Below are 23,389 nucleotides of genomic sequence, written 5' to 3'. Positions count from 1 at the left end.
ACCTGCTGCGACAAAAACAACAAGCTCAGGAGCATCACCATGAAAACCGCAACACTGGCCACCCGCCGCTGGTGGTACATCATGCCCATCGTGTTCATCACCTACAGCCTGGCGTATCTGGACCGCGCCAACTACGGATTTGCCGCCGCCTCCGGGATGGCCAAGGACCTGATGATCACCCCAGGCCTTTCTTCCTTGCTCGGCGCGCTGTTCTTCCTCGGTTATTTCTTCTTCCAGATTCCGGGCGCGATCTACGCCCAGAAGCACAGCGTGAAGAAGCTGATTTTCGTCAGCCTGATCCTCTGGGGCGGCCTGGCGACACTGACCGGGGTCGTCTCCAACGCTTACTGGCTGATTGTGATCCGGTTCATGCTCGGAGTGGTCGAAGCCGCGGTGATGCCGGCGATGCTGGTGTACCTGTGCCACTGGTTCACCCGTGCCGAACGCTCGCGCGCCAACACTTTTCTGATACTCGGCAACCCGGTGACCATGCTCTGGATGTCGGTGGTGTCGGGCTATCTGGTGCAGCATTTCAGCTGGCGCTGGATGTTCATCATCGAAGGGCTGCCGGCGGTGCTGTGGGCGTTTATCTGGTGGCGTCTGGCCGATGACCGTCCGGCCCAGGCCAAATGGCTGACCGGCCAGGAGAAGCAAGATCTGGAAAGCGCCCTGGCCGCCGAACAGGTCGGCATCAAAGCGGTGAAAAACTATGCCGAAGCCTTCCGCTCGCCGAAAGTGATCATCCTGGCGTTGCAGTTCTTCTGCTGGAGCATCGGCGTCTACGGCTTCGTACTGTGGCTGCCGTCGATCCTCAAGGCCGGCGCGCAAATGGACATGATCGAGGCGGGCTGGCTGTCGGCGTTGCCGTACCTAGCGGCAGTGATCGGCATGCTGCTGGTGTCCTGGGGCTCGGACAAATTGCAGAAGCGCAAACGTTTCGTCTGGCCGCCGCTGCTGATTGCCTCCATCGCGTTCTACGGTTCTTACGCCTTGGGTGCTGAACATTTCTGGTGGTCCTACACCCTGCTGGTGATTGCCGGCGCCTGCATGTATGCCCCATACGGGCCGTTTTTCGCCATCGTCCCGGAAATCCTTCCGGCCAACGTCGCCGGTGGCGCCATGGCGTTGATCAACAGTATGGGCGCGCTCGGCTCGTTTGGCGGTTCGTATCTGGTCGGTTACCTGAACAGCTCCACCGGGTCGCCCGGTGCGTCTTATCTGCTGATGAGCGGCGCCTTGATGCTCTCGGTGGTGCTGACGATTTTCCTCAAGCCCGGCGCCAGTGACCGGGTCGTGGCCAAAGCTGCTGCGCCCCGGCCGGCGGCGGCTCATTCCTGAATGGATGTTGATATGAAAAAGCAGGTTGTGCTGTACAAGAAACTCTCGCCGCTGCTGATGGCTCGCCTGCATGAGCAGACCGAGGTGACGTTGATCGACAGCCTCGACGCTGAGGGCCTGGCCAAGCTGCGTCAGGTCCTGCCCCGCGCCCAAGGGCTGCTTGGCGCCAGTCTGAAGCTGGACGCCGGGTTACTGGATCTGGCGCCGAGCCTGGAAGCGATTGCCAGCGTGTCCGTGGGCGTCGACAACTACGACATCGACTACCTGACCGAACGGCGGATCCTGCTCAGCAATACGCCCGACGTGTTGACCGAAACCACCGCCGACACCGGTTTCGCGCTGATCCTGGCCACCGCCCGGCGTGTGGTGGAACTGGCGAATATGGTTCGTGCCGGCCAGTGGAACCGCAACATCGGCCCGGCGCATTTCGGCAGCGATGTGCACGGCAAAACGTTGGGCATCATCGGCATGGGGCGGATTGGCGAAGCGTTGGCGCAACGTGGGCACTTCGGCTTTGGCATGCCGGTTGTGTATCACAGCCAATCGCCGAAACCAGCGGTGGAACAGCGCTTCAACGCGCAATACCGCAGCCTGAGCGAGTTGTTGCAACAGGCCGATTTCATTTGCCTGACCCTGCCGCTGACCGCTGAAACCGAAAATCTGATCGGTGCCAGGGAGTTCGCCTTGATGCGCCCGCAGAGCATCTTCATCAATATTTCACGGGGCAAGGTGGTGGACGAAGCGGCGTTGATCGAAGCGTTGCAGCAGAACCGGATTCGCGCTGCCGGGCTGGACGTATTCGAGCGCGAACCGCTGAGCCATGACTCGCCGTTGTTGCAGTTGAACAACGTGGTGGCGACGCCGCACATGGGGTCGGCGACCCATGAGACGCGGGAGGCGATGGCAAGGTGTGCGGTGGATAATCTGTTGGCGGCGTTGGCGGGTGAGCGGCCGGTGAATCTGGTGAATACCGGAGCGTGGAAGGGTTAAGGGCTTTGGTGTTTGTCAGATAGCTATCGCGAGCAGGCTCGCTCCCACATTGAATCTGCGGCGTACACCGAATTTGTGCCTAAAGCAGATCCCCTGTGGGAGCGAGCCTACTCGCGATTAGGCCGAACAACACACATCTCTCAGGCCCGCCGCGCCTGCAGCAAATCCACCGCACACAAGGCAATCCGCCGACATGCATCCGCCAGTCTCACCTGGTCCACCACCAACCCGATGCGAATATGCCCCGCCGCGCTTGGCCCAAAGGCTTCGCCGGCCAGCACCGAGACGCCATAGCCTTCCAGCAGGCGCTCGGCAAAATCCTGGGCAGCGAGCCCGGTCTGGCGCACATCGACCATCACGAACATCCCGCCATCGGGTTTGATCGCCCGGATACCGGGGCAACCGCTCAACCTCGCACACACCAGATCGCGACGCTGGCGATATTCCTCGCGCATCAGCGCCACTTCCGGCAAGTCCTTATCGAGTGCTGCTTGCGCGGCGTTCTGGACGAAATCCGGAATCCCGAACAGCATGCACAACGACAGATGCATCACGTGATCGGCCAGTGGTTTCGGGCCGATCATCCAGCCCACCCGCCAGCCGGTCATGGCATGGGATTTGGACAAGCTGTTAACGGTCGCGGTGCGCTCGGCCATGCCCGGCAGGCTGGCCGGGCTGATGTGCTCGCCCTCATACAACAAATCGCTGTAGACCTCATCGCTGATCAGCCACAGGTCATGGCGCACGCACAGCGCCGCCAGTTCCTGCCAGATGTTCAAGGACAGGCTGGCGCCGGAAGGGTTGTTCGGACTGTTGAGCAGAATGGCTCGGGTTTTATCGGTGATCAGCGCCGCGACATCCGCCGGTTCGACCCGAAAGCCGTTTTCCGGACGCACCGCCACTGGCACCACCCTGGCGCCGCAGGCACCGAATACACCTTCATAGGTGACGTACATCGGCTCGGCGACGATCACTTCATCACCCGGATCGAGCAGGCATTGCGCAACCGAATACACCGCACACTGCGCACCGGGCAGCACGATCACATGGTCGGCGTCCACCTCCTGGCCACTGCGTCGCTGATGCCGGTTGGCGATGCTGCTGCGCAGCGTTCGGCTGCCGCGAACATCGGAATAATGGGTGTCGCCGGCCAACAGGCTGTCGATCGCGGCGTGAACGATCGGCAGCGGCGTGTCGAAATCCGGGTCGCCGATAGAAAGCAGCAGCACGTCGACGCCCTGCTCTCGCAATTCCAGCGCTCGATCGTGAATCTTCCAGGCTGCGGCTCCTTCACCGTCGATTCGTTGGGTCAAGGCTGAATAGCGCATGTACGTCTCCTAACGCGCGAGGTCCAGTTTCAACCCTATCTCAAATCACGAAACGCGCCACCATTGCGTTCAAATTTACCGCCAGGCGTGACAGTTCATGGGTGGCGGCGCTGGTCTGGTTGGCACCGGCGGCCGACTGAGTGGCCAGGTCGCGGATGTTCACCAGGTTGCGGTCAACTTCACGGGACACCTGAGCCTGTTCTTCCGAGGCGCTGGCGATCACCAGGTTGCGTTCGTTGATCAAGTGAATCGATTGGGTGATCTGTTCCAGGGCGACACCGGCGGCGCGGGCCATTTCCAGGGTGCTTTGGGTGCGCTGATTGCTTTGCTGCATCGACGACACCGCTTCGCCTGTACCGTTCTGAATGCCGGCGACCATTTTTTCGATTTCCTGGGTCGATTGCGCGGTGCGATGGGCCAGCGCCCGGACTTCGTCCGCCACCACCGCAAAGCCACGCCCGGCCTCCCCGGCACGGGCGGCTTCGATGGCGGCGTTGAGGGCCAGCAGGTTGGTCTGCTCGGCAATGGCGCGGATCACGTCCAGCACTTTGCCGATGTCGCGGCCCTGAGCGGCCAGGCCTTCGATCATCAACGCGGTGTTTTGCACGTCGTGGGTCATGGTCTGAATCGCATCGACGGTTTCCACCACCCGGTCACGACCTTCACGAGCGGCTGCGGTCGACTGGTTCGAGGCTTCGGAGGTCGACACCGCATTGCGCGCCACTTCTTCCACGGCGGCTGTCATTTCGTTGACGGCGGTGGCGGCCTGTTCGATTTCATTGTTCTGCTGTTGCAGCCCGCGAGACGCTTCCTGGGTCACGGTGCTGAGTTCTTCAGCGGCGGCGCCCAGTTGCGTCGCTGAGCCGGCGATTTGTTCGATGGTCTTGCGCAAGTTCGTCTGCATGGTGGCCAAGGCGCCGAGCAAACGCGCCGGTTCATCGTTGCCGTCGACTTCGATGGCCTTGCTCAGATTGCCGCCGGCAATGGTTTCCGCCGCCAGCACCGCACGGTTCAGCGGCGTGAGGATGCTGCGGGTCAACAGCCAGGCCAGCAGCACGGTCATCAGGGCAGCGACCACCGAGACCACGATGATGCCATTGGTGGCAAAGGCAAACTGCTCTTTGGCCTGGGCGTCGGCCGCAGTCGCGCCAGCCTTGTTGATGGCAATCAACTTGTTCAACTGCTCGCCCATCTGATCGGTACCGTCCTTGACCCGGGTGTTGATCAGGTTGAGCATTTCATCCAGTTTGTTCTGCCGCGAAAGCTCCATCATCTCGCGCACCGCTTGCAGGTATTTGTCCAGCGTGGCCGAGAATGTCTTGAATAACGCCGCTTCCTCATCGCCGGCCGGCAATGCCGCATAACCAGCCTGTGCTTGCTTGACCTTGTCCACCAGTATCCCGATTCGGGTTTCTGCTTCTTGCAGGCTCGCGGGCTCACGGTTCACCAGAACCCGGAACGAGAGAATGCGCAGACGCAGCACGTTTTCGGTCATGACACCCAGGAAGCCGACGCTGGGTAGCTGATTGCTTTCCATATCCACAGAGGCCTGTCGGATGATCGACATGCGGTTCACGGCAAACACACCCAGCACGATGACCAGCAAGGCGATGAAGGCGAAACCGAGGAAAGCTCGAGGCGCGATTTTCAGATTACGCAGTGACATAGGATGATCTCGGTAGTTGAAGCGACGAGCATCCTTGCCGTGATCACTGGCGGGCGGGCGATGGCGCGCACCTTGCAGTTTGGCGCCACTGTTTTAATAGGTTTGTGTGCGCCTATTGGTTGTATCGGCCGGGGTTTAGGATTGTTGCAGGGGGCTGGAGAAATATTTTTCAAGGGCGGCAGAGTGTTTCAGCGGTGAAACAGATGTTGCGCGCAGGTCGGCTTTGCGCAGTAGCCTTTGTGGCGAGGGCGCTTGCTCCCGCTGGGCTGCGCAGCGGCCCCAAAAAATTTACGGCTGCTGCGCAACCGAGCGGGAGCAAGCTCCCTCGCCACAGGGATTTCTTTCTGCTGAGGATTGGGTCAGGCCTTGCGGGCCGCCACCCGCCACACCCGCGCGATATCACTGGCGCGCTCACGCAGCAATCGCGGCGCCTCGGCGCAGGCCTGTTCCAGGGTCATCGGTCCGCTTGCCAATGCAAAAGCCGCATCGATGCCATGCGCGTACAAGGCCTGATACCCCTCGCCCAAGGTGCCGGCCATGACGATGACCGGCACGCCGTGCTGGCGTGCAATGCGCGCCACGCCAAACGGGGTTTTGCCGCGCAATGTCTGGGCATCGAAACGGCCTTCGCCGGTGATCACCAGGTCGGCGCCTTTAACCGCCTCGGCCAGCCCCACCAGTTCGGCGACCACGTCTACACCGGCCTGGAATTGCGCGCCGAGAAACGCCTTCGCGGCAAACCCCAGGCCGCCCGCCGCACCGCTGCCCGGCTCATCGCGCACGTCCTTGACCAGAGCTTGCGCGCAGAGCTCGGCAAAGTGCCCGAGGGCGTAGTCCAGTTGCTGGACTTGCTCGGGCGACGCGCCTTTCTGCGGGCCGAAAATCGCTGACGCACCGTGCGGGCCGCACAGCGGATTATTGACGTCGGCGGCGATGTCGAAACGCACCTCGGCCAGACGCGGGTCGATGTCGCTCGGATCGAGACGGGCCAATTGCGCCAGCGCCAGACCACCCGGCGCCAGGGTTTGGCCCTGAGCGTCCAGCAGTTTCACCCCCAAAGCCTGCATCGCTCCGGCGCCGCCGTCGTTGGTGGCGCTGCCGCCGATCGCCAGAATCACCCGTTGCGCCCCGGCATCCAGCGCGGCGCGGATCAATTCACCGGTGCCGAAGGTGCTGCTGGTGCAGGCATCACGCAGGTTAAGTGGCACCAATTGCAAGCCACTGGCCTCGGCCATTTCGATAATCGCGGTATGACTCTGCGCCAGCCAGCCCCAAGCGGCATCGACCGTGGCGCCCAATGGCCCGCGAACACGGGTGCGGCGCAGTTCGCCGTCGCATGCGGCCAGAATCGATTCGACCGTGCCTTCGCCGCCATCAGCCATCGGGCACTTGAGCAACTGTGCGTCTGGCCAGACCTGCGCCAACCCCTGCGCAATGGCATCGGCCACCCCCTGGGCACTGAGGCTGTCCTTGAACGAATCGGGGGCAATGACGATTTTCATGCGAATTCTCCAGTTCCAATGCGTCCATGCTGCCAGCAGGCTTGAACAATAACGCCGGTCCGCTGCACAAGCGGGCAAGAGGATTATTGTTCATTTTCACAAAACCCAGGATTGATAGCGATTGGGCCAGCCCGCGAAGGCGTCCTTACAATCACCATCTCTCTAATCGGTTTGCGGCAGAAGCTGAACCCCCAGATACAGCGCCAACATCCCATCCAACCGCAACGGATCAACCCCACTCAACTCGGCGATCCGCTCCATGCGATAACGCAAACTGTTGCGATGGATGCCCAAGGCATCGGCGCAAGCCTGGCTCTGGCCGTCGTGTTCGCACCAACTGCGCAGGGTCGCCAGCAACTGGCCGTTGCCATCCTTGGCGATGACTTTACGCAGCGGCTGCAGCAGTTCATCCAGCGCATCGTCGTCGCGGTGCCGCCAGAGCATCACCGGCAGCCGATAACGGTTCAGCATCAACAAGCGCGAATGCGGCAGCACATCACGCCCATAAGCCAGCAAATCGCCGACCCGCCGATAGCAGCGGCGCAAGCCCGACAAGCCATCGGCCTGCCCGCCCACGGCGATGCGCAAAATGTTCCAGCCCAGGCCGTCGAGCTTCTCCAGCAGCCGTTCGTTATCGACCGCAGGCAGAGCCGGGCGGCACCAGAGCAACGAAGATTTGGCCGAGCTCACGCACCAACTGTCCGGGTAGCGCGACATCAACCAGGCGCTCAGCGCGTCGACGGTCTGACTCGGGCCGTGTTCCATGCCCAACTCGAACAGATACGGCACCCGCGTCAGCTGCGGCTTGAGCCCCAGTTGCTGCGCTTCATCCAGTAACCGCGGTGAATCCCCCGCTTCGCTCAACAGCAATGCCAACAGATCGTCGCAACGCTGGCGCCGCCATTGCTGCTCGGCCTGCTGATTGCGCTGGCCCACCAGCATCTCAGCGGTCATGCGCACCAGTTCGGCGTAGGTGCGCAATTGCTCCGGTTCGCCGGTGATACCCAACACACCGATCAAACGCTGATCGAGCAACAGCGGCAGATTGATGCCCGGCTGCACGCCTTTGAGGTGAATCGCGGTCTGCGCGTCGATCTCCACCACCCGCCCGTTGGCCAGCACCAGTTGCGCGCCTTCGTGACGGGTGTTGATGCGCTCTGGCTCGCCGCTGCCGAGAATCAGCCCCTGACTGTCCATGACATTGACGTTATAGGGCAGGATGGCCATCGCCCGGTCGACGATGTCCTGGGCCAGGTCGTGATCGAGTTCGAACATAGCGCGGATCCTTGAAAACGTGACGGGACGGGTTGTTCAGCCGCACAGGCGTTGGTCGCAAACCCTGTGCTCAGGCACAAAGACAACCACCCAAGGGGTGGCCGAGACTCACTGGGCGATCAACGTTACCCTTGCGTCGCAAAAAATCATAATAAAGAGAGAGCCCGCCATGTCACAGAGCGCCACCGCTACCCTGGCCAACGCTGACGACAAGAACGCCGTCTACAAACGCATTACCCTGCGTTTGATCCCCTTCATCTTCATCTGCTACCTGTTCAATTACCTCGACCGGGTGAACGTCGGGTTTGCCAAACTGCAGATGCTCGACGCGCTGAAATTCAGCGAAACCGTGTACGGCCTCGGCGCCGGAATCTTCTTTATCGGCTACGTGCTGTGCGGCGTGCCGAGCAACCTGGCGCTGAGCAAATTCGGCCCACGGCGCTGGATCGCACTGATGATGATCGTTTGGGGCACGCTCTCGACCTGCCTGCTGTTCGTCACCACACCGACCGAGTTCTACACCCTGCGCCTGTTCACCGGTGCGGCCGAAGCCGGGTTCTTCCCGGGCGTGGTGCTCTACCTCTCGCAGTGGTTCCCGACCTTCCGCCGGGGCCGCATCATGGCGCTGTTCATGTCGGCAATCCCAGTGTCTGGCCTGCTCGGCAGCCCGTTTTCCGGCTGGATTCTCAATCACTTTGGCGCAGGCCAGGCGGGTCTGGCGGGCTGGCAGTGGATGTTCCTGCTGCAAGGCATTCCGACTATTACTCTCGGCGCCCTCGCCTACTTTCTACTAAGCGACAGTTACGCCAACGCCAAATGGCTCACGCCGTTCGAGCGTTCGGTGCTGGAAGCCGACCACGCCGAAGACCTGGCCAACAAACCGAAAACCTCCACCGACTCGCTGCTGGCCGTGTTCAAGAACCCGGCGATCTGGGCCTTTGGTTTGATCTACTTCTGCATCCAGAGCGGCGTCTATGCGATCAACTTCTGGTTGCCGTCGATCATCAAGAACCTCGGTTTCAGCGACAACCTGGTGATTGGCTGGCTCAGCGCGATTCCGTACCTGCTGGCGGCGCTGTTCATGTTGATGGTCGGGCGCTCGGCGGACCTGCGCAAAGAACGTCGCTGGCATTTGGTGGTGCCGATGCTGATGGGCGCGGCGGGTCTGTTGATCGCCGTGAACTTCGCCGCCACGCCAGCCATCGCGATTCTTGGCCTGACCATCGCCACCATGGGCGCCCTCACCGGCTTGCCGATGTTCTGGCCAGTGCCGACTGCGCTGTTGAGTGCTGGCGCGGCGGCCGGTGGGTTGGCGTTGATTAACTCCATGGGGCAGATGGCGGGTTTCCTTAGCCCGTACCTGGTGGGTTGGGTCAAGGACAGCACCGGGACGACCGATGCGGCGTTGTACCTGCTGGCGGGTGTGATTGTGGGCGGGAGTTTGCTGGCGTTGCGCATGACGCGGACGTTGCGGGTTTAAGATTCAGCAAAAAAACGGCCCATTCGGGCCGTTCTTCATTTCAAGGATGCACAACTGCTTTCGTGGCGAGGGGGCTCGCCCCCGTCGGGTTGCGAAGCGACCCCAAAACCTGTAACCGCGGTGTGTCAGAGAAATCGCATACATCGGATTGACGACTGCTGCGCAGCCGAACGGGGCGGTGCGGCGTTCCGACAAGCCCCCTCGCCACAACAAGCCCCCTCGCCACAATGGATCAATCAGTTCTGCGGATCGAGGTTATCCAGCACTCGGTTGACGGCCAGTTCCCCGAGCATGACCACCGATTGAATCCCCAACATCACGTTGCGATGGGGCATGTCCATCAACCCGGCGAATTCACTGAGCATCATGCTCGCTGACGCCAGGGACTCGCAGGCATTGACCAGCAGGGTTTCGTTATCGACCTTGGGGCCGACGTGGTAAATGGTGCTGGGTTTGCGCTTGGTGTCTTTGGGGATGGGTGGTTTGAGGTAATGGTCGAGGGCGCGCTCAGCGGCTTCGTTGAGTTTTTTGGAATCGGGGGTTTCGTAGGGGGAAACGTCGTCCGCTTCTGGTGGATTTGGCGTTGGTTTGAACATAGATGAAACTCCTAACAGGATAGAAGGAGCCATCACCCTCGCTACCAAACGATGGGTGGCGGCCATGCTCAGGTTGGTAGACCGGGCGTTAGGAAACCGGCGCGTCCGAAGACGCCCTGCGCATGACCACCATAAAACAGAGACGAGAACCTCTGCAAAAAGGTTGAGCTGTGCGCCTAACAAAAATCCCGGGCTACCAAACCCGATCGCTGTTTTTCAGCGACAGGGAAAACGATACAGCCCGGGCTCAAGGCATACTAGCCGGCGGATTCTGGCGCAGTCGTAGGCAGCGGCGCAAGAATATGTAGCCTCAGTGAGTATCTGGAAATGTCTTTTAAACATCGCCGTTAAACACCCACCAGACTTCCTGCTTTGGCATCCAGCTCAATCACCAACCCACCCGGCATCTGCACGAAAATCTGCCAGATCCCGTCCTCCGGCACCTGCGCCACCTGATACGGCAAACCGCTGGCCTGCACCCGCTGCAACACCGTCGCGGCCTCCTCATCGGTGCGAAAGGCAATGTGGCTCAACGCCGTTTCATCGAACGTCGGCTGCTCGATCACATGCACCAGCGCCTGTGCATCCTGATACAACCAGCGGCCGGGAAACGGGAATGGCGGGCGGCGTCCCGGCGTCAATCCCAGCACAGCCTGGAAGGTGTCTTGCAGCGTCTGGCCGTCGGCGGTGTTGAAGGCCAGATGATCGAACGTCCACGTCATGGTCGTCTCCTGCGGCTGTTCATTGATAAGAGGCTCATTGATTAGAGTATCCAGGCTTGCCAATCACGAAAAAATCCCGGTATTAAAGAAGGATCTTTAAAGGATTTTTATCAATGAGCTCGATTCTCGACCTGGAGATCTTCGTCCGCACCGCCGATTCCGGCAGCATTTCGGCCGCCGCCCGCGCCTTGGAGCTGACCCCCGCCGCTGCCAGCATCGCCCTCAAACGTCTGGAAACCCGCCTCGGCATTCGCTTGCTGGCCCGTTCCACGCGAAGCATGCGCCTGACCGAGGAAGGCCGGCGTTATCTGGAAAGTGTGCGACTGGCGCTCGCCGCGCTGGCCGAAGGTGAACAGGCACTCAAGCAACAGACCCAAGGCTTGAGCGGTGTACTGCAATTGGCGGCGCCGTCGGACTTCGGGCGCAATGTGCTGTTGCCGTGGCTGGATGATTTCAAGCGCCAACACCCCAACATTCAATTGCAGCTATTGCTCAACGATCGACATGCCGACCTGTTCCGCGAGACGGTCGATGTGGCCCTGCGCTTCGGTGTGCCGAGTGACTCGACGCTGGTGGCGCTGCCGATTCTGCCGCAGCATCGTCGCGTGGCCTGTGCCAGCCCCGAGTACCTGATCCGCCGTGGCACGCCGCAGCATCCCGAGGAACTGGGCGAGTACAGCGCCCTGCTCTACCTGCGCAATGGCCGCCCCTACAACCATTGGCGTTTCAGCCGTGGCGATGAGGTGCTGGAGGTTGATGTGCATGGCGACTATCTGAGCGATGACGGCGAAGTTGCCCGCCGCTGGGCGTTGGCCGGGCATGGCATTGCTTACAAGGCCTGGCTCGACGTCGCCGCCGATGTCCAGGCCGGGCGGCTGGTGACGCTGTTCGATGACTGGCAAGGCGAAAGCGTGCCATTCAATTTGCTGTGCCCGCATCGGGTGCAGGTCTCGGAGCGGGTCAAGGTGTTGCAAACGTTCTTGCAGGAGCGTTGTGAGGCACTGCGTCGATAATTCAGATTGCTCCGCGCAGCGGTTCTGGTATTTGATTAGGGCTTTCTGACCGGTAAAAGGATTTCGTCATGAGCTATCGCACGTTGGGTCATTCGGGTTTACAGGTGTCGACCCTCACATTGGGCACCATGATGTTCGGCGAACAGACCAGCACCGAAGATTCCCTGCGAATCATCGGCAAGGCCTGGGACCAGGGCATCAACTTCATCGACACCGCGGACGTCTACACCAACGGCCGCTCCGAAGAGATCGTCGGCGAAGCGATCGCCAGTCGCCGCCACGAATGGGTACTCGCCACCAAGGTCGGCTACGGTCCGGTGGACGGTGTGCCGAACCGTACCGGCCTGAGCCGCAAGCACTTGTTCAATGGCATCGACGCCAGCCTGACGCGGTTGGGCACCGATTATCTGGACATCTATTACCTGCACCGCGAAGACCACAACACGCCGCTGGAAGTTACGGTGTCGGCCATCGGCGATCTGATTCGTCAGGGCAAGATCCGCTACTGGGGCCTGTCGAACTATCGCGGCTGGCGCATCGCCGAAGTGATTCGTTTGGCCGACAAACTCGGCGTCGACAGGCCGGTGATCAGCCAGCCGCTGTACAACATCGTCAACCGTCAGGCGGAAACCGAGCAGATCACCGCCGCGCAAAACTATGGCCTCGGCGTGGTGCCTTACAGCCCGCTGGCGCGCGGTGTGCTCAGCGGCAAGTACGCGCCGGATGTGACACCGGACGCCAACAGCCGCGCCGGTCGCCAGGACAAACGCATCCTGGAAACCGAATGGCGGGTTGAGTCTTTGCGCATTGCCCAGCAGATCCAGCAATACACCCGGGACCGTGGCGTGGGCATCGTCGAGTTCGCCATCGCCTGGGTGCTGAACAACAGCGCCGTCACCTCGGCCATCGTCGGCCCGCGCACCGAAGCACAGTGGGACGGGTACACCAAGGCGCAGGCGGTGAAGATCACGGCGGAAGATGAAGCCTTTATCGATTCGCTGGTCACACCGGGGCATGCATCGACGCCGGGGTTCAATGATGTGAGCCATTTTGTGCCGGGGCGTAAACCGCGTACAGCTTGAGATTTATCGCGGGCAAGCCCGCTCCCACAGGTTTTGTGTCGATCTGCTGACGATGCTTCGACGAAGTTCCCTGTGGGAGCTGGCTTGCCTGCGATAGCGGTTCAACATCCACCGCGATGTTGAAAATATCGATCACTCGGCCAATATTCAGCACAAAAACCACGTATCCTGCGCGCCCCGTTTGACCTTCAACCCGCGAGGACAGTTTGTCTAAAGGTATCGCTCTATCGGTCACAGCCTCGATGCTGTTTGCCGTCATGTATTACTACACGTCGTTGCTCTCCCCCTTGAGCGGCGTGGAGATTTTCGGTTGGCGGATGCTGCTGACCGCGCCGTGCATGACCGTGTTCATGGTGGTGTCCGGCGAATGGAAACGCGTGGTCGAAATTCTTCGGCGGCTGGCCGGCCAGCCGAAGTTGCTGATCAGCCTGATCGGCTCTGCAGCGTTGTTGGGCCTGCAACTCTGGTTGTTCATGTGGGCGCCGCTAAACGGCTATAGCCTCGACGTGTCGCTGGGGTATTTTCTGCTGCCGCTGTCCATGGTGCTCACCGGGCGAATCGTTTATGGCGAACGGCTTTCCTACCTGCAGAAAATCGCCGTGTTCTTCGCCAGCCTCGGCGTGCTCAACGAGTTGTATCAGGTCGGCGGTTTTTCCTGGGCGACCTTGCTGGTGGTCATCGGCTATCCGATCTATTTCATCTTGCGCAAACGCCTGGCCACGGACAACCTTGGCGGGCTCTGGCTGGACATGGCGTTGATGCTGCCGGTGGCGTTCTGGTTCGTGCAGGGAGGTGAACAGGGTTTTGGCGTTTTCGATCAACATCCTTGGCTGTCACTGTTGATTCCGCTGCTCGGGGTGATCAGTGCTTCGGCGCTGGTGGTCTACATCATTGCCAGCCGGCTGCTGCCGTTCAGCCTGTTCGGGTTGTTGAGTTACGTCGAGCCCGTGCTGTTGCTGGGCGTTGCGTTGCTGCTCGGGGAAAGCATCAAGGCCGGCGAATGGCTGACCTACATTCCGATCTGGCTGGCGGTGGCGGTGTTGGTGTTTGAAGGGTTCAAGCATCTGGTCCGGCAACGACGCCGGCCAATGTAATTGCATGATTCAAAAAAAGCCCGGCCAGCATGGCTGCTGACCGGGCTTTTTCACATCAGGAACGGCTTAATCGGTGGAGAGCACACCGCGACGAACTTGATCGCGCTCGATGGATTCGAACAGTGCCTTGAAGTTGCCTTCGCCGAAACCGTCGTCGCCTTTACGCTGGATGAACTCGAAGAACACCGGCCCCATCAGGGTTTCCGAGAAGATCTGCAGCAGCAGACGCTTGTCGCCAGGCTCGGACGAACCGTCCAGCAAGATGCCCCGTGCTTGCAGTTGATCGACCGGCTCGCCGTGGTTCGGCAAACGGCCTTCGAGCATTTCGTAGTAGGTGTCCGGCGGCGGCGTCATGAAGCGCATGCCGATTTTCTTCAGGCGGTCCCAAGTATCGATCAGGTTATCGGTGAGGAACGCCACATGCTGGATGCCCTCGCCGTTGAACTGCATCAGGAACTCTTCGATCTGCCCGGCGCCCTTGGACGACTCTTCGTTCAGCGGGATGCGGATCATGCCGTCCGGCGCGGTCATCGCTTTGGATGTCAGGCCGGTGTATTCGCCTTTGATGTCGAAGTAACGAATTTCGCGGAAGTTGAACAGCTTCTCGTAGAAGTTGGCCCAGTAGGCCATACGACCGCGATACACGTTGTGGGTCAGATGGTCGATGATCTTCAGACCGGCGCCGACCGGGTTGCGGTCCACGCCTTCGATGAACACGAAATCGATGTCGTAGATCGAACTGCCTTCGCCGAAACGGTCGATCAGGTACAGCGGCGCGCCGCCGATGCCTTTGATCGCCGGCAGGTGCAATTCCATCGGGCCGGTTTCAATGTGGATCGGCTGGGCGCCGAGTTCCAGGGCACGCTTGTAGGCCTTTTGCGAATCCTTGACGCGGAACGCCATGCCGCACACCGACGGGCCGTGCTCGGCCGCGAAGTACGAGGCCACGCTGTGGGGTTCGTTGTTGAGGATCAGGTTGATCGAGCCCTGGCGATACAGGTGCACGTCTTTGGAGCGGTGGGTCGCGACCTTGGTGAAGCCCATAATCTCGAAGATCGGCTCCAGGGTGTACGGGGTCGGCGATGCGAATTCGATGAACTCAAAGCCCATCAGGCCCATTGGGTTTTCGTATAAATCTGCCATTTTGGCGCCTCATCATGCTTTTAGAATTAACGGCTGAAATTAACGGATCGTTAGTTGCTAGCAATGCTGAGACCGGTGGGTGGCGCGCACGAGATGCCTCGCACGCTGCGGGCGAGGAAGTCACCGTAGATCAATTGAAACCCAAATATCTTCATTGTCGACCCAAGGCTCTTGCGGGCGAGGCTTCTGCTGCCAGAAGACGATTATTCTTATATGCGTAACCTGATTCTACACAGCGTAAATCAGTTTGTCCGCCTTCTTATACAATCGCCTTTTTCGTGGCCTGCGCAAGCGGTTTGTTACACAGGAAAATCCCCGCCACGATAAGTCCGCCGCCCAGGCACATCGCCAGTGTCAGCTGTTCGCCCAGCAACAACGCGCCGAGAAGAACAGCAGTCAACGGGTTCAAGGCGATGAACACGCCCGAGCGCGTCGCGCCAATTTTGCGGATGCCGTCGTAATAACCAATGTAGGCCAATGCCGAGCCCAGCACGCCCAAGTACATCAGGCTCAACCATTGTTGCGTGCCGAGTCCGGTGAGCGCCGCGACACTCAGCTCGCCCCGCACGGCGCTGGTCACCCAGAGCATCAGCGTGCCGAGCAAAATCGAGTACGTCACCGTCTGCACCGGCCCCAGTGTTTGATTCAGGCCTTTGGAGAACAGCGAATAAATGCCCCAGCCGAGCACGCAGCCGAAGATCAACAAGTCGCCAATCCAGGCATCGGCATTGCCGGCCAGTAACTGCGGATTGCGGCTGACGATCACCAGGCTGGCGCCAGCAATGCAGATCGCGATACCGACCACTTTCGCCCGGCTCAGTCGCTCCTTGAACAGCAACCACGAAGCCAGGCCGATCACGGCCGGGTTCAACGCAACGATCAATGATGCCCGAGACGCATTGATGTAATGCAGCCCGTAAAAGAAGCACAGGTTGTAGAAGAAAATCCCGAAAAACCCCAACAGCGCCAGTTGCAACCATTGCCTGGGGCTGGGCCGTACCAAAGGCACCCGCGCCAGCAGCAGAAATAGCAACAACGCCATGCTCGCCAGCATGAACCGCAAACTCGCGGCCAATAACGGACTGAGGCTGTCGGCCAGAAACCGCCCGGCAACGAACGTCCCGCCCCAGATCATGGTGACCGCCGCCAGTTTCAGATAAACCGGCACATCCGAAGAGTTCGCAAGGGTCTGTTCACACGTAGTCATAAGTCTCCACCTCCAGCAATCGGGCATGTGGCGTATCATTCGACTAATGATCGATCATCGTAAAATGAGTAAAAGCTCATGACCCTCACTCAACTGGAGATTTTCTCGCTGGTGGCCGAGCTGCGCGGCTTCACGGCGGCCGCCCATCGTTTGGAGATTTCCCAGTCTGCGGTCTCCCACGCACTCAAGTCGCTGGAGCAGGAGTTGGGTGTCGAGCTGCTGCGACGACATCAGTCCCAGGTCGAGTTGAGTGACATCGGCCAGCAGCTATTACTGCGCGCTCGGGCGATGCTTGGGCTGGCCAACACTTTGCGTCAAGAGGCGGCCGATTCACGCGGGATGAAAACCGGCACCTTACGCATTGGCTCGTTCGGCCCGACCTCTTCGATCAAGCTGCTGCCGAGGATCTTGCAGCACTACCGCGCCGCACACCCGGGCATCGAGGTTCACATCGACGAAGGTCCAGACCGCCAGGTGATCCAATGGCTGGAAGAGCGGCGTATCGATATTGGTTTCGTGGTGTTACCCCAGGAACGTTTTGACACGATTGCACTGATCGAAGACCAGATGGTCGCGCTGCTGCCTGCCGATCATGCACTGGCCGGTCGCGACAGCGTCAGCTTGAGCGACTTGTGCCACGACCCTTTTGTGCTGACCGAGGCTGGGTCTTCGGAGCTGGTGTCACGCGCGTTCAATGCGGCGCGATTGACGCCGAACATCAGGTATCGCTGCTCGCAGTTGCTCAGCACGCTGGACACGGTAAGTCGTGGCGACGCCCTGACCGTGGTCGCCGAAGGCTCACTGCCCGACGACAACGACAGCCGCTACGTGAAAAGACCGCTGTCTCCACCCATCAGTCGCCAAGTCGGTCTGGCGGTGCTCGATCAGCGTCAGTCATCACCTGCAACACTGGCCTTTATCCAACTGGCTTCGAGCCTGAATGCTCGTTGAGCGGCATAACCGCCAATGGCCAACTATGATGGCTGAACTCTTTTGGGGAGGCGTGTTGTCTGTGCCTGCCATGGAAGGCGCCTTTTCATCGTGACAGGATTCGCGAATGCCACTGAACGTCAAAAACCGCCGTAAAAAACGTGGTACCCAGATCGTTGTCACCGCTCTGAGCGGGTTGCTCCCGGTTTTGCTGGGGCTGGTCATTCTGTATCTGCAGGCTGAACGTGCGCTCAGGCAAAATACTGAACTGACGGCCGAAGAAGCCATTCGCCAATTCGAACTGATGCTCGACAACACCGCCCAAGCCGCGCAAGAACTATTGCCGCTGGCTGGCCAAAACTGCAACGACGTCAAACTGGCCCTGCGCGAACAAGTCACCCGCCGCCCTTTCGTGCGCTCGACCAACCTTGTGTCGGACAACAACCTCTATTGCAGTTCGTTATTCGGCGATTATCAGGAAAAGGTCGATCCCGGCGACTATACCCAAGGCAAGTTATGGCTCATGAGCGGCAATCCCGTCACGCCCGATACCGCATTGTTGGTGTATCGACTTAGTGAGGGAAAACAGGGGGTATTGACCACGCTGAACGGTTATCACCTGAGCAACGTGTTGCGCCTGATCGGACGTAAAGCATTATTGCTGCTGCAAGTCGGCCCCCATTGGCTGTCCGCCGACGGCAAGGTCCACGATGTTGCCCTGCCCGACTTTGCGGTGGCACAAAACAAGCTGACGTCCTCGCGTTATGCCTTTGCGGTGGCCGCAGGTTTCCCCGAAGGTGAAACCTGGCGTTACATGAGAAGCGAATACCCGCCGCTGTTCAGCCTGCTGATGTTCTTTGGTGTGGTCTCAGGCTCGATCGGGCATGTCTTGCAGATGCGCGCGGCGTCGCCCAGCCGTGAAATGCAGCGTGCGCTGGAGGCCGCAGAGTTCGTTCCGTATTTTCAGCCGGTGGTGCACGGCAACAACAAACAGTGGTCCGGCGCCGAAGTATTGATGCGCTGGAAACATCCCAAGGAAGGTTTGGTACGCCCGGATCTGTTCATCCCGTTTGCCGAACATTCCGGGCTGATCGTGCCGATGACCCGCTCGTTGATGCAACAGACCGCGACATTGCTGGGGCCCTTGTCGGCATCGTTCGACGGACCGTTCCACATTAGCATCAACATCACTGCCAGCCACTGCCGGAACCTGGAGCTGGTCGAGGACTGCCGTGAATTCCTCGGCGCTTTTGCACCGGGCAATGTCCACCTGGTGCTGGAGTTGACCGAGCGCGAACTCATCGAACCGACAGACATCACCCTGCAGTTGTTCGAACAGCTTCGCGCGCTGGGCGTGATGATCGCCATCGACGACTTTGGCACCGGCCATTCAAGCCTCGGTTACTTACGTCAGTTCAATGTGGACTTCCTGAAGATCGACCAGAGCTTTGTCGCGATGATCGGTGTCGACGCCCTCTCCCGGCACATTCTGGACAGCATCATCGAACTCTCGGCCAAACTCGATCTGGGTATCGTCGCCGAAGGTGTGGAAACCGAGGAGCAAAGTGACTATCTGACCGCCTATGGCGTGAACTTTCTGCAAGGTTATCTGTTCGGCCGGCCGATGCCCGGACCAGAATTCATTAATGCATTAAGTGATCATTAACTAACCACGTTAAGCGCCGGGCGCATGATGATGCGCACCAATTTGAATCAAAAGACTACTCTTGTTACATGAAGAAAAAGTCAGGATTTACTCTTGACCAATTAACTACTACAATTTTTCATACCTGTGCAAAACCGGCAGGCGTGTCATTATCACCGAGTCGCTTCAAGGCTCTTGGCTTATAGCTTTGCTTGCGGTTGGTATCAGCCAAACACACTATTGGAGTAAAGATATTGTCCAGACTCGCTGAATTCCGTGCAGCTGAAAAGGCCCTTCAAGAACAGCTCAAGCAGTTGGAATCGCTGAAGAACGATGCCGGGCTCAAGAAAGAAATCGAATTCGAAGAAAAGCTCCAGGGGCTGATGAAAACCTACGGCAAGAGCCTGCGCGACATCATCGCCATCCTCGACCCGAACCCGGCGAAATCCGGCCTGCAACAGGCAACAGCACCTAAAACCCGCCGCGCACGCGTGGTCAAGGTTTATCAGAACCCGCACACCGGTGAACTGATCGAAACCAAGGGTGGCAACCACCGCGGCCTGAAAGCCTGGAAGGAACAATACGGTGCCGCTACCGTTGATTCCTGGCTGCGTGCCTAAGCGCTCACGGTAATAAAAAAGCCCTGCCAATGCAGGGCTTTTTCATGGATGCCGTCTAAAATGCGACGATAGTCGCCGATCAACTCACTATAGTCTGACTAACTTTGTGCTTAATCCGTTTGGCTATCTAAAAATGCGGGCCATGCTCAAAGATGTGGGCACCGGAACCTTAAACTAAAGTTTCAAGCTGTTTCGAGCAGCCGCTATGTCGCCCTGACTTGCCTTATAAACCTCAGCCTGCCCCGCGTAGGAAAGAACATAGGCTTTATCGGCGTCCACCGCGGCGACCAATGTTTGAGACAGAACATGTCGGCCGTTCTGGGTAATCGTACAAGTAGTTTCCAGCGCCGATAGCCGGCTCAAGGTAGTCGCGTGAATTTTGCTGCAAACGCTCTGATACCCGCCCTGGAAAAAGTCCTTCTGCACAGACTTGCGCATTTCCAGCAACACACCCTGCAGGTTCACCTGATGACCGCTTTCCACCTGGGTCATGGTCAACTCCATCACCATCACCGGTGTACCGTCCTGGCCGTTTTTTACCGCACGCTGCCGGGAAACCTGGGGCTTGGCCTCGTCTTGCGGGATGGTCTCGACAGTCCATCCATTGGGCCAGGTCACGACCGGTGCCTCGGCATAAGCACGGGTAACACCTGAAAGCAGACACATCAGGACGAAAATCAATTGACAGGGTCGAATCATTGTAATGAACACTCACGGATTGAGCCGCGAAGTCTGAGCTTCACCCGCCCGGCAGGCAAGCCTGCGGTTTTGGTTTGGCGATGCCAGGGCCCTTGCGTATCATTGTGAGCATTCTTGGAATTTCCGGAGGGCCCATGAGCCTGCACGAACTCAATACATTTCCTGGCGTGACCGCCCAACCTGACACCGCCACCCAGAAGTTCGTCTTCAACCACACCATGCTGCGGGTCAAGGACATCACGCGGTCGCTGGATTTCTACACCCGCGTCCTGGGTTTCTCGCTGGTGGAGAAGCGCGATTTCCCGGAAGCCGAGTTCAGCCTGTATTTTCTGGCGCTGGTCGATAAAAGCCAGATCCCGGCCGATGCCGCGGCCCGCACCGAGTGGATGAAATCGATCCCCGGCATTCTCGAACTGACCCACAACCACGGCACCGAGAACGACGCGGATTTCGCCTACCACAACGGCAACACCGATCCACGCGGCTTCGGCCATATCTGCATCTCGGTGCCAGACATCCGTGCCGCGTGCGAACGTTTTGAAGCGCTGGGCTGCGATTTCCAGAAACGCCTGAACGACGGCCGCATGAAAAGCCTGGCGTTCATCAAGGATCCGGATGGTTACTGGGTCGAGATCATTCAGCCGGCACCGTTGTAAAAAGATCGCAGCCTTGATCGTTCCCACGCTCTGTGTAGTAAAGATCAGTGCAAGACACAAAAAACCCATGATCGCTCATGGGGTTTTATGTTTTCAGCTTCGGCGTTTATGCCGGCGCCGAGGTGCGAATCAAGTGATCGAATGCGCTCAGGGAAGCCTTGGCGCCCTCGCCCACCGCAATCACGATCTGCTTGTACGGCACGGTGGTCACATCGCCAGCCGCGAACACGCCGGGGATCGACGTTTCACCACGGGCATCGACGATGATCTCGCCGCGCGGCGATAGCTCGATAGTGCCTTTGAGCCAATCGGTATTAGGCAACAGACCGATCTGCACGAAGATCCCTTCCAGCTCGACAGTGCGCAACTCGTCCGACTGACGATCCTTGTAGCGCAGGCCGTTGACCTTCTGGCCGTCGCCGGTCACTTCAGTGGTTTGCGCACTGGTGATCACGGTAACGTTCGGCAGGCTGTGCAACTTGCGCTGCAACACCGCATCGGCACGCAGTTGCACGTCGAACTCCAGCAGCGTTACGTGGGACACGATCCCGGCCAGGTCGATGGCCGCTTCGACGCCGGAGTTACCGCCACCGATCACCGCCACACGCTTGCCTTTGAACAGCGGACCGTCACAGTGCGGGCAATACGCCACGCCCTTGTTGCGGTATTGCTGCTCACCTGGAACGTTCATTTCCCGCCAGCGCGCGCCGGTGGCGAGGATCACGGTCTTGGCTTTCAAGGACGCACCGCTGGCGAAATGGATTTCGTGCAGTTCGCCGTTTTTGCCTGGCACCAGCTTGTCGGCGCGTTGCAGGTTCATGATGTCCACATCGTACTGCTTGACGTGCTCTTCCAGCGCCACAGCCAGTTTTGGCCCTTCGGTTTCCTGCACGGAGATGAAGTTCTCGATGGCCATGGTGTCGAGCACCTGGCCACCAAAACGTTCAGCCGCCACGCCGGTGCGAATGCCTTTGCGGGCGGCGTAGATCGCCGCCGAAGCACCGGCCGGGCCACCGCCGACGACCAGCACATCAAAAGCTTGTTTGGCGCTGATCTTCTCGGCCTGACGCTCGATGCCGCTGGTGTCGATCTTGGCGAGGATTTCTTCCAGGCCCATGCGACCCTGGCCGAAGTTCACGCCGTTCAGGTAAACACTGGGCACGGCCATGATCTGGCGTTCGTCAACTTCAGCCTGAAACAGCGCACCGTCGATGGCGACATGGCGGATGTTCGGGTTCAGCACGGCCATCAGGTTCAACGCTTGAACCACATCCGGGCAGTTCTGGCAGGACAGCGAGAAGTAAGTCTCGAAGTTGAACTCGCCTTTGAGCGAGCGGATCTGCTCGATAACGTCGGCACTGGCTTTCGATGGGTGGCCGCCGACTTGCAGCAAGGCCAGCACCAGGGAGGTGAATTCGTGGCCCATCGGGATACCGGCGAAACGCAGGCTGATATCGGCTCCCGGGCGATTGATCGAGAACGATGGTTTACGCGCATCGTTACCGTTGTCGAGCAAAGTAATCTGGTTGGAAAGACTGGCAACGTCTTTGAGTAATGCGAGCATTTCCTGGGATTTCGCACCGTCGTCGAGGGAGGCAACGATCTCGATCGGTTGGGTGACCCGTTCCAGGTACGATTTCAACTGGGCTTTAAGATTGGCGTCCAACATACGGGCGATTTCCATGTATTTGATAAAAAGAAGTCGAAAAAAAACGCCCGAGCGAATCTCGCCCGGGCGTTTTTATAGGGCGGTGCAGCTTACTTAAGAGGTGCGGAGCTCCGCCCTGATGCAGCGCGTCACAGACTTAGATCTTGCCGACCAGGTCCAGGGACGGAGCCAGAGTGGCCTCGCCTTCTTTCCACTTGGCTGGGCACACTTCGCCCGGGTGAGCGGCGACGTATTGAGCGGCCTTGATTTTGCGCAGCAGCTCGGAAGCGTCACGGCCTACACCGCCATCGTTGAGTTCAACGATTTTGATCTGGCCTTCAGGGTTGATCACGAAGGTGCCACGGTCAGCCAGGCCAGCTTCTTCGATCAGCACGTCGAAGTTGCGGGAGATGACGTGAGTCGGGTCGCCGATCATGGTGTACTGGATTTTGCCGATGGCTGGCGAAGTGTTGTGCCAGGCAGCGTGGGCAAAGTGGGTATCGGTGGAAACGCTGTAGATCTCGACGCCCAATTTTTGGAACTCGGCGTAGTTGTCAGCCAGGTCTTCCAGTTCGGTCGGGCAAACGAAAGTGAAGTCTGCCGGGTAGAAGAAAACGACAGACCACTTGCCTTTCAGGTCAGCGTCCGACACGTGTACGAAGTCGCCGTTTTTGTACGCGGTAGCTTTGAACGGTTTAACTTGGCTGTTGATGATAGGCATCGGTGACTCTCCGTCAGGGTTAAGAAGTTGATGT

Annotated in this window: 21 protein-coding genes; 10 read left to right on the top strand and 11 right to left on the bottom strand. The window is 59.3% G+C overall.

The window, feature by feature from the left end; translation table 11 throughout:
• The first annotated feature begins 39 nt into the window (after positions 1-39).
• Positions 40-1,338 (top strand): MFS transporter, encoded by a 1,299-nt coding sequence (locus J3D54_RS22775; RefSeq protein ID WP_253422923.1) that lies wholly within the window; start codon positions 40-42, stop codon positions 1,336-1,338.
• 12 nt (positions 1,339-1,350) lie between these two features.
• Positions 1,351-2,328, top strand: coding sequence for a D-glycerate dehydrogenase (locus J3D54_RS22770; RefSeq protein ID WP_253422920.1), 978 nt, complete (start codon positions 1,351-1,353; stop codon positions 2,326-2,328).
• A gap of 140 nt (positions 2,329-2,468) precedes the next feature.
• Here the strand turns inward: J3D54_RS22770 and J3D54_RS22765 are convergent, their stop codons facing one another.
• The 4 genes from J3D54_RS22765 to J3D54_RS22750 form a co-directional block, all read right to left on the bottom strand.
• Positions 2,469-3,656, bottom strand: coding sequence for a pyridoxal phosphate-dependent aminotransferase (locus J3D54_RS22765; protein WP_253422917.1), 1,188 nt, complete (start codon positions 3,654-3,656; stop codon positions 2,469-2,471).
• A 40-nt stretch (positions 3,657-3,696) separates the two neighbouring features.
• Positions 3,697-5,322: a methyl-accepting chemotaxis protein gene (locus J3D54_RS22760; protein ID WP_253422914.1), complete on the bottom strand. Its 1,626-nt coding sequence runs from the start codon at positions 5,320-5,322 to the stop codon at positions 3,697-3,699.
• 359 nt (positions 5,323-5,681) lie between these two features.
• The gene (locus tag J3D54_RS22755; protein ID WP_253422912.1) at positions 5,682-6,824 is read right to left on the bottom strand and encodes a glycerate kinase; all 1,143 of its coding nucleotides are present in this window, start codon (positions 6,822-6,824) and stop codon (positions 5,682-5,684) included.
• Positions 6,825-6,986: 162 nt separating this feature from the next.
• The gene (locus J3D54_RS22750; RefSeq protein WP_253422910.1) at positions 6,987-8,099 is read right to left on the bottom strand and encodes a sugar diacid recognition domain-containing protein; all 1,113 of its coding nucleotides are present in this window, start codon (positions 8,097-8,099) and stop codon (positions 6,987-6,989) included.
• Positions 8,100-8,268: 169 nt separating this feature from the next.
• Between J3D54_RS22750 and J3D54_RS22745 the strand changes: the two genes are divergently transcribed.
• Positions 8,269-9,579 carry an MFS transporter gene (locus J3D54_RS22745; protein WP_253422908.1) on the top strand — a complete coding sequence of 437 codons (1,311 nt, stop codon included), beginning with the start codon at positions 8,269-8,271 and terminating at the stop codon, positions 9,577-9,579.
• 236 nt (positions 9,580-9,815) lie between these two features.
• Here the strand turns inward: J3D54_RS22745 and J3D54_RS22740 are convergent, their stop codons facing one another.
• Complete coding sequence (locus J3D54_RS22740; protein ID WP_253422905.1) at positions 9,816-10,175, bottom strand: DUF6124 family protein; 360 nt, start codon at positions 10,173-10,175, stop codon at positions 9,816-9,818.
• A gap of 347 nt (positions 10,176-10,522) precedes the next feature.
• Positions 10,523-10,897, bottom strand: a complete 375-nt coding sequence (locus tag J3D54_RS22735; RefSeq protein WP_253422901.1) for a hypothetical protein — start codon at positions 10,895-10,897, stop codon at positions 10,523-10,525.
• A gap of 113 nt (positions 10,898-11,010) precedes the next feature.
• Here J3D54_RS22735 and J3D54_RS22730 point away from each other — a divergent pair, with 113 nt between their 5' ends.
• The 3 genes from J3D54_RS22730 (at position 11,011) to rarD (ending at position 14,086) form a co-directional block, all read left to right on the top strand.
• On the top strand, positions 11,011-11,910 hold the full coding sequence (locus tag J3D54_RS22730; protein ID WP_253422898.1) for a LysR family transcriptional regulator: 900 nt from the start codon (positions 11,011-11,013) through the stop codon (positions 11,908-11,910).
• Between the two features lie 68 nt (positions 11,911-11,978).
• Entirely contained in the window at positions 11,979-12,992 is a 1,014-nt protein-coding gene (locus J3D54_RS22725; protein WP_253422896.1) for an aldo/keto reductase, read from the top strand.
• A gap of 206 nt (positions 12,993-13,198) precedes the next feature.
• Positions 13,199-14,086, top strand: a complete 888-nt coding sequence (gene rarD / locus J3D54_RS22720) for an EamA family transporter RarD (protein ID WP_253422893.1) — start codon at positions 13,199-13,201, stop codon at positions 14,084-14,086.
• A gap of 66 nt (positions 14,087-14,152) precedes the next feature.
• Here rarD and hppD read toward each other — a convergent pair whose 3' ends face one another.
• Positions 14,153-15,229, bottom strand: coding sequence for a 4-hydroxyphenylpyruvate dioxygenase (gene hppD, locus J3D54_RS22715; RefSeq protein ID WP_253422890.1), 1,077 nt, complete (start codon positions 15,227-15,229; stop codon positions 14,153-14,155).
• Between the two features lie 259 nt (positions 15,230-15,488).
• Complete coding sequence (locus J3D54_RS22710) at positions 15,489-16,436, bottom strand: DMT family transporter (RefSeq protein ID WP_253422888.1); 948 nt, start codon at positions 16,434-16,436, stop codon at positions 15,489-15,491.
• Positions 16,437-16,514: 78 nt separating this feature from the next.
• On the opposite strand from J3D54_RS22710, the gene J3D54_RS22705 reads away from it, so the two are divergent.
• From J3D54_RS22705 to J3D54_RS22695, 3 genes are all read left to right on the top strand, one after another.
• Complete coding sequence (locus tag J3D54_RS22705; RefSeq protein WP_253422885.1) at positions 16,515-17,387, top strand: LysR family transcriptional regulator; 873 nt, start codon at positions 16,515-16,517, stop codon at positions 17,385-17,387.
• A 106-nt stretch (positions 17,388-17,493) separates the two neighbouring features.
• Positions 17,494-19,032, top strand: a complete 1,539-nt coding sequence (locus tag J3D54_RS22700) for a cyclic diguanylate phosphodiesterase (RefSeq protein ID WP_253422883.1) — start codon at positions 17,494-17,496, stop codon at positions 19,030-19,032.
• Between the two features lie 233 nt (positions 19,033-19,265).
• Positions 19,266-19,631: a histone-like nucleoid-structuring protein, MvaT/MvaU family gene (locus J3D54_RS22695; protein WP_253422880.1), complete on the top strand. Its 366-nt coding sequence runs from the start codon at positions 19,266-19,268 to the stop codon at positions 19,629-19,631.
• A 174-nt stretch (positions 19,632-19,805) separates the two neighbouring features.
• Here the strand turns inward: J3D54_RS22695 and J3D54_RS22690 are convergent, their stop codons facing one another.
• Positions 19,806-20,330 carry a DUF4946 domain-containing protein gene (locus tag J3D54_RS22690; RefSeq protein WP_253422876.1) on the bottom strand — a complete coding sequence of 175 codons (525 nt, stop codon included), beginning with the start codon at positions 20,328-20,330 and terminating at the stop codon, positions 19,806-19,808.
• Between the two features lie 134 nt (positions 20,331-20,464).
• Here J3D54_RS22690 and gloA point away from each other — a divergent pair, with 134 nt between their 5' ends.
• On the top strand, positions 20,465-20,986 hold the full coding sequence (gene gloA / locus J3D54_RS22685) for a lactoylglutathione lyase (RefSeq protein WP_253422873.1): 522 nt from the start codon (positions 20,465-20,467) through the stop codon (positions 20,984-20,986).
• A gap of 106 nt (positions 20,987-21,092) precedes the next feature.
• Here gloA and ahpF read toward each other — a convergent pair whose 3' ends face one another.
• Together ahpF and ahpC are read right to left on the bottom strand one after the other, a co-directional pair.
• Positions 21,093-22,655: an alkyl hydroperoxide reductase subunit F gene (gene ahpF, locus J3D54_RS22680; RefSeq protein ID WP_253422869.1), complete on the bottom strand. Its 1,563-nt coding sequence runs from the start codon at positions 22,653-22,655 to the stop codon at positions 21,093-21,095.
• A gap of 136 nt (positions 22,656-22,791) precedes the next feature.
• Complete coding sequence (ahpC, locus tag J3D54_RS22675; protein WP_105345993.1) at positions 22,792-23,355, bottom strand: alkyl hydroperoxide reductase subunit C; 564 nt, start codon at positions 23,353-23,355, stop codon at positions 22,792-22,794.
• Positions 23,356-23,389: the final 34 nt, after the last annotated feature.

The organism is Pseudomonas sp. GGS8, from assembly GCF_024168645.1.
In the GTDB taxonomy this organism is placed as follows: domain Bacteria; phylum Pseudomonadota; class Gammaproteobacteria; order Pseudomonadales; family Pseudomonadaceae; genus Aquipseudomonas.
Note: the sequence above shows the minus strand (reverse complement) of the source record. Positions and strands in the feature narration are given on the sequence as shown.

Excerpts from the sequence above, each read along its gene's own strand:
- J3D54_RS22775 (WP_253422923.1), top strand. The coding sequence starts at position 40 with ATGAAAACCGCAACACTGGCCACCCGCCGCTGGTGGTACATCATGCCC.
- J3D54_RS22770 (WP_253422920.1), top strand. The coding sequence starts at position 1,351 with ATGAAAAAGCAGGTTGTGCTGTACAAGAAACTCTCGCCGCTGCTGATG.
- J3D54_RS22765 (WP_253422917.1), bottom strand. The coding sequence starts at position 3,656 with ATGCGCTATTCAGCCTTGACCCAACGAATCGACGGTGAAGGAGCCGCA.
- J3D54_RS22760 (WP_253422914.1), bottom strand. The coding sequence starts at position 5,322 with ATGTCACTGCGTAATCTGAAAATCGCGCCTCGAGCTTTCCTCGGTTTC.
- J3D54_RS22755 (WP_253422912.1), bottom strand. The coding sequence starts at position 6,824 with ATGAAAATCGTCATTGCCCCCGATTCGTTCAAGGACAGCCTCAGTGCC.
- J3D54_RS22750 (WP_253422910.1), bottom strand. The coding sequence starts at position 8,099 with ATGTTCGAACTCGATCACGACCTGGCCCAGGACATCGTCGACCGGGCG.
- J3D54_RS22745 (WP_253422908.1), top strand. The coding sequence starts at position 8,269 with ATGTCACAGAGCGCCACCGCTACCCTGGCCAACGCTGACGACAAGAAC.
- J3D54_RS22740 (WP_253422905.1), bottom strand. The coding sequence starts at position 10,175 with ATGTTCAAACCAACGCCAAATCCACCAGAAGCGGACGACGTTTCCCCC.
- J3D54_RS22735 (WP_253422901.1), bottom strand. The coding sequence starts at position 10,897 with ATGACGTGGACGTTCGATCATCTGGCCTTCAACACCGCCGACGGCCAG.
- J3D54_RS22730 (WP_253422898.1), top strand. The coding sequence starts at position 11,011 with ATGAGCTCGATTCTCGACCTGGAGATCTTCGTCCGCACCGCCGATTCC.
- J3D54_RS22725 (WP_253422896.1), top strand. The coding sequence starts at position 11,979 with ATGAGCTATCGCACGTTGGGTCATTCGGGTTTACAGGTGTCGACCCTC.
- hppD (WP_253422890.1), bottom strand. The coding sequence starts at position 15,229 with ATGGCAGATTTATACGAAAACCCAATGGGCCTGATGGGCTTTGAGTTC.
- J3D54_RS22710 (WP_253422888.1), bottom strand. The coding sequence starts at position 16,436 with ATGACTACGTGTGAACAGACCCTTGCGAACTCTTCGGATGTGCCGGTT.
- J3D54_RS22705 (WP_253422885.1), top strand. The coding sequence starts at position 16,515 with ATGACCCTCACTCAACTGGAGATTTTCTCGCTGGTGGCCGAGCTGCGC.
- J3D54_RS22700 (WP_253422883.1), top strand. The coding sequence starts at position 17,494 with ATGCCACTGAACGTCAAAAACCGCCGTAAAAAACGTGGTACCCAGATC.
- J3D54_RS22690 (WP_253422876.1), bottom strand. The coding sequence starts at position 20,330 with ATGATTCGACCCTGTCAATTGATTTTCGTCCTGATGTGTCTGCTTTCA.
- gloA (WP_253422873.1), top strand. The coding sequence starts at position 20,465 with ATGAGCCTGCACGAACTCAATACATTTCCTGGCGTGACCGCCCAACCT.
- ahpF (WP_253422869.1), bottom strand. The coding sequence starts at position 22,655 with ATGTTGGACGCCAATCTTAAAGCCCAGTTGAAATCGTACCTGGAACGG.
- ahpC (WP_105345993.1), bottom strand. The coding sequence starts at position 23,355 with ATGCCTATCATCAACAGCCAAGTTAAACCGTTCAAAGCTACCGCGTAC.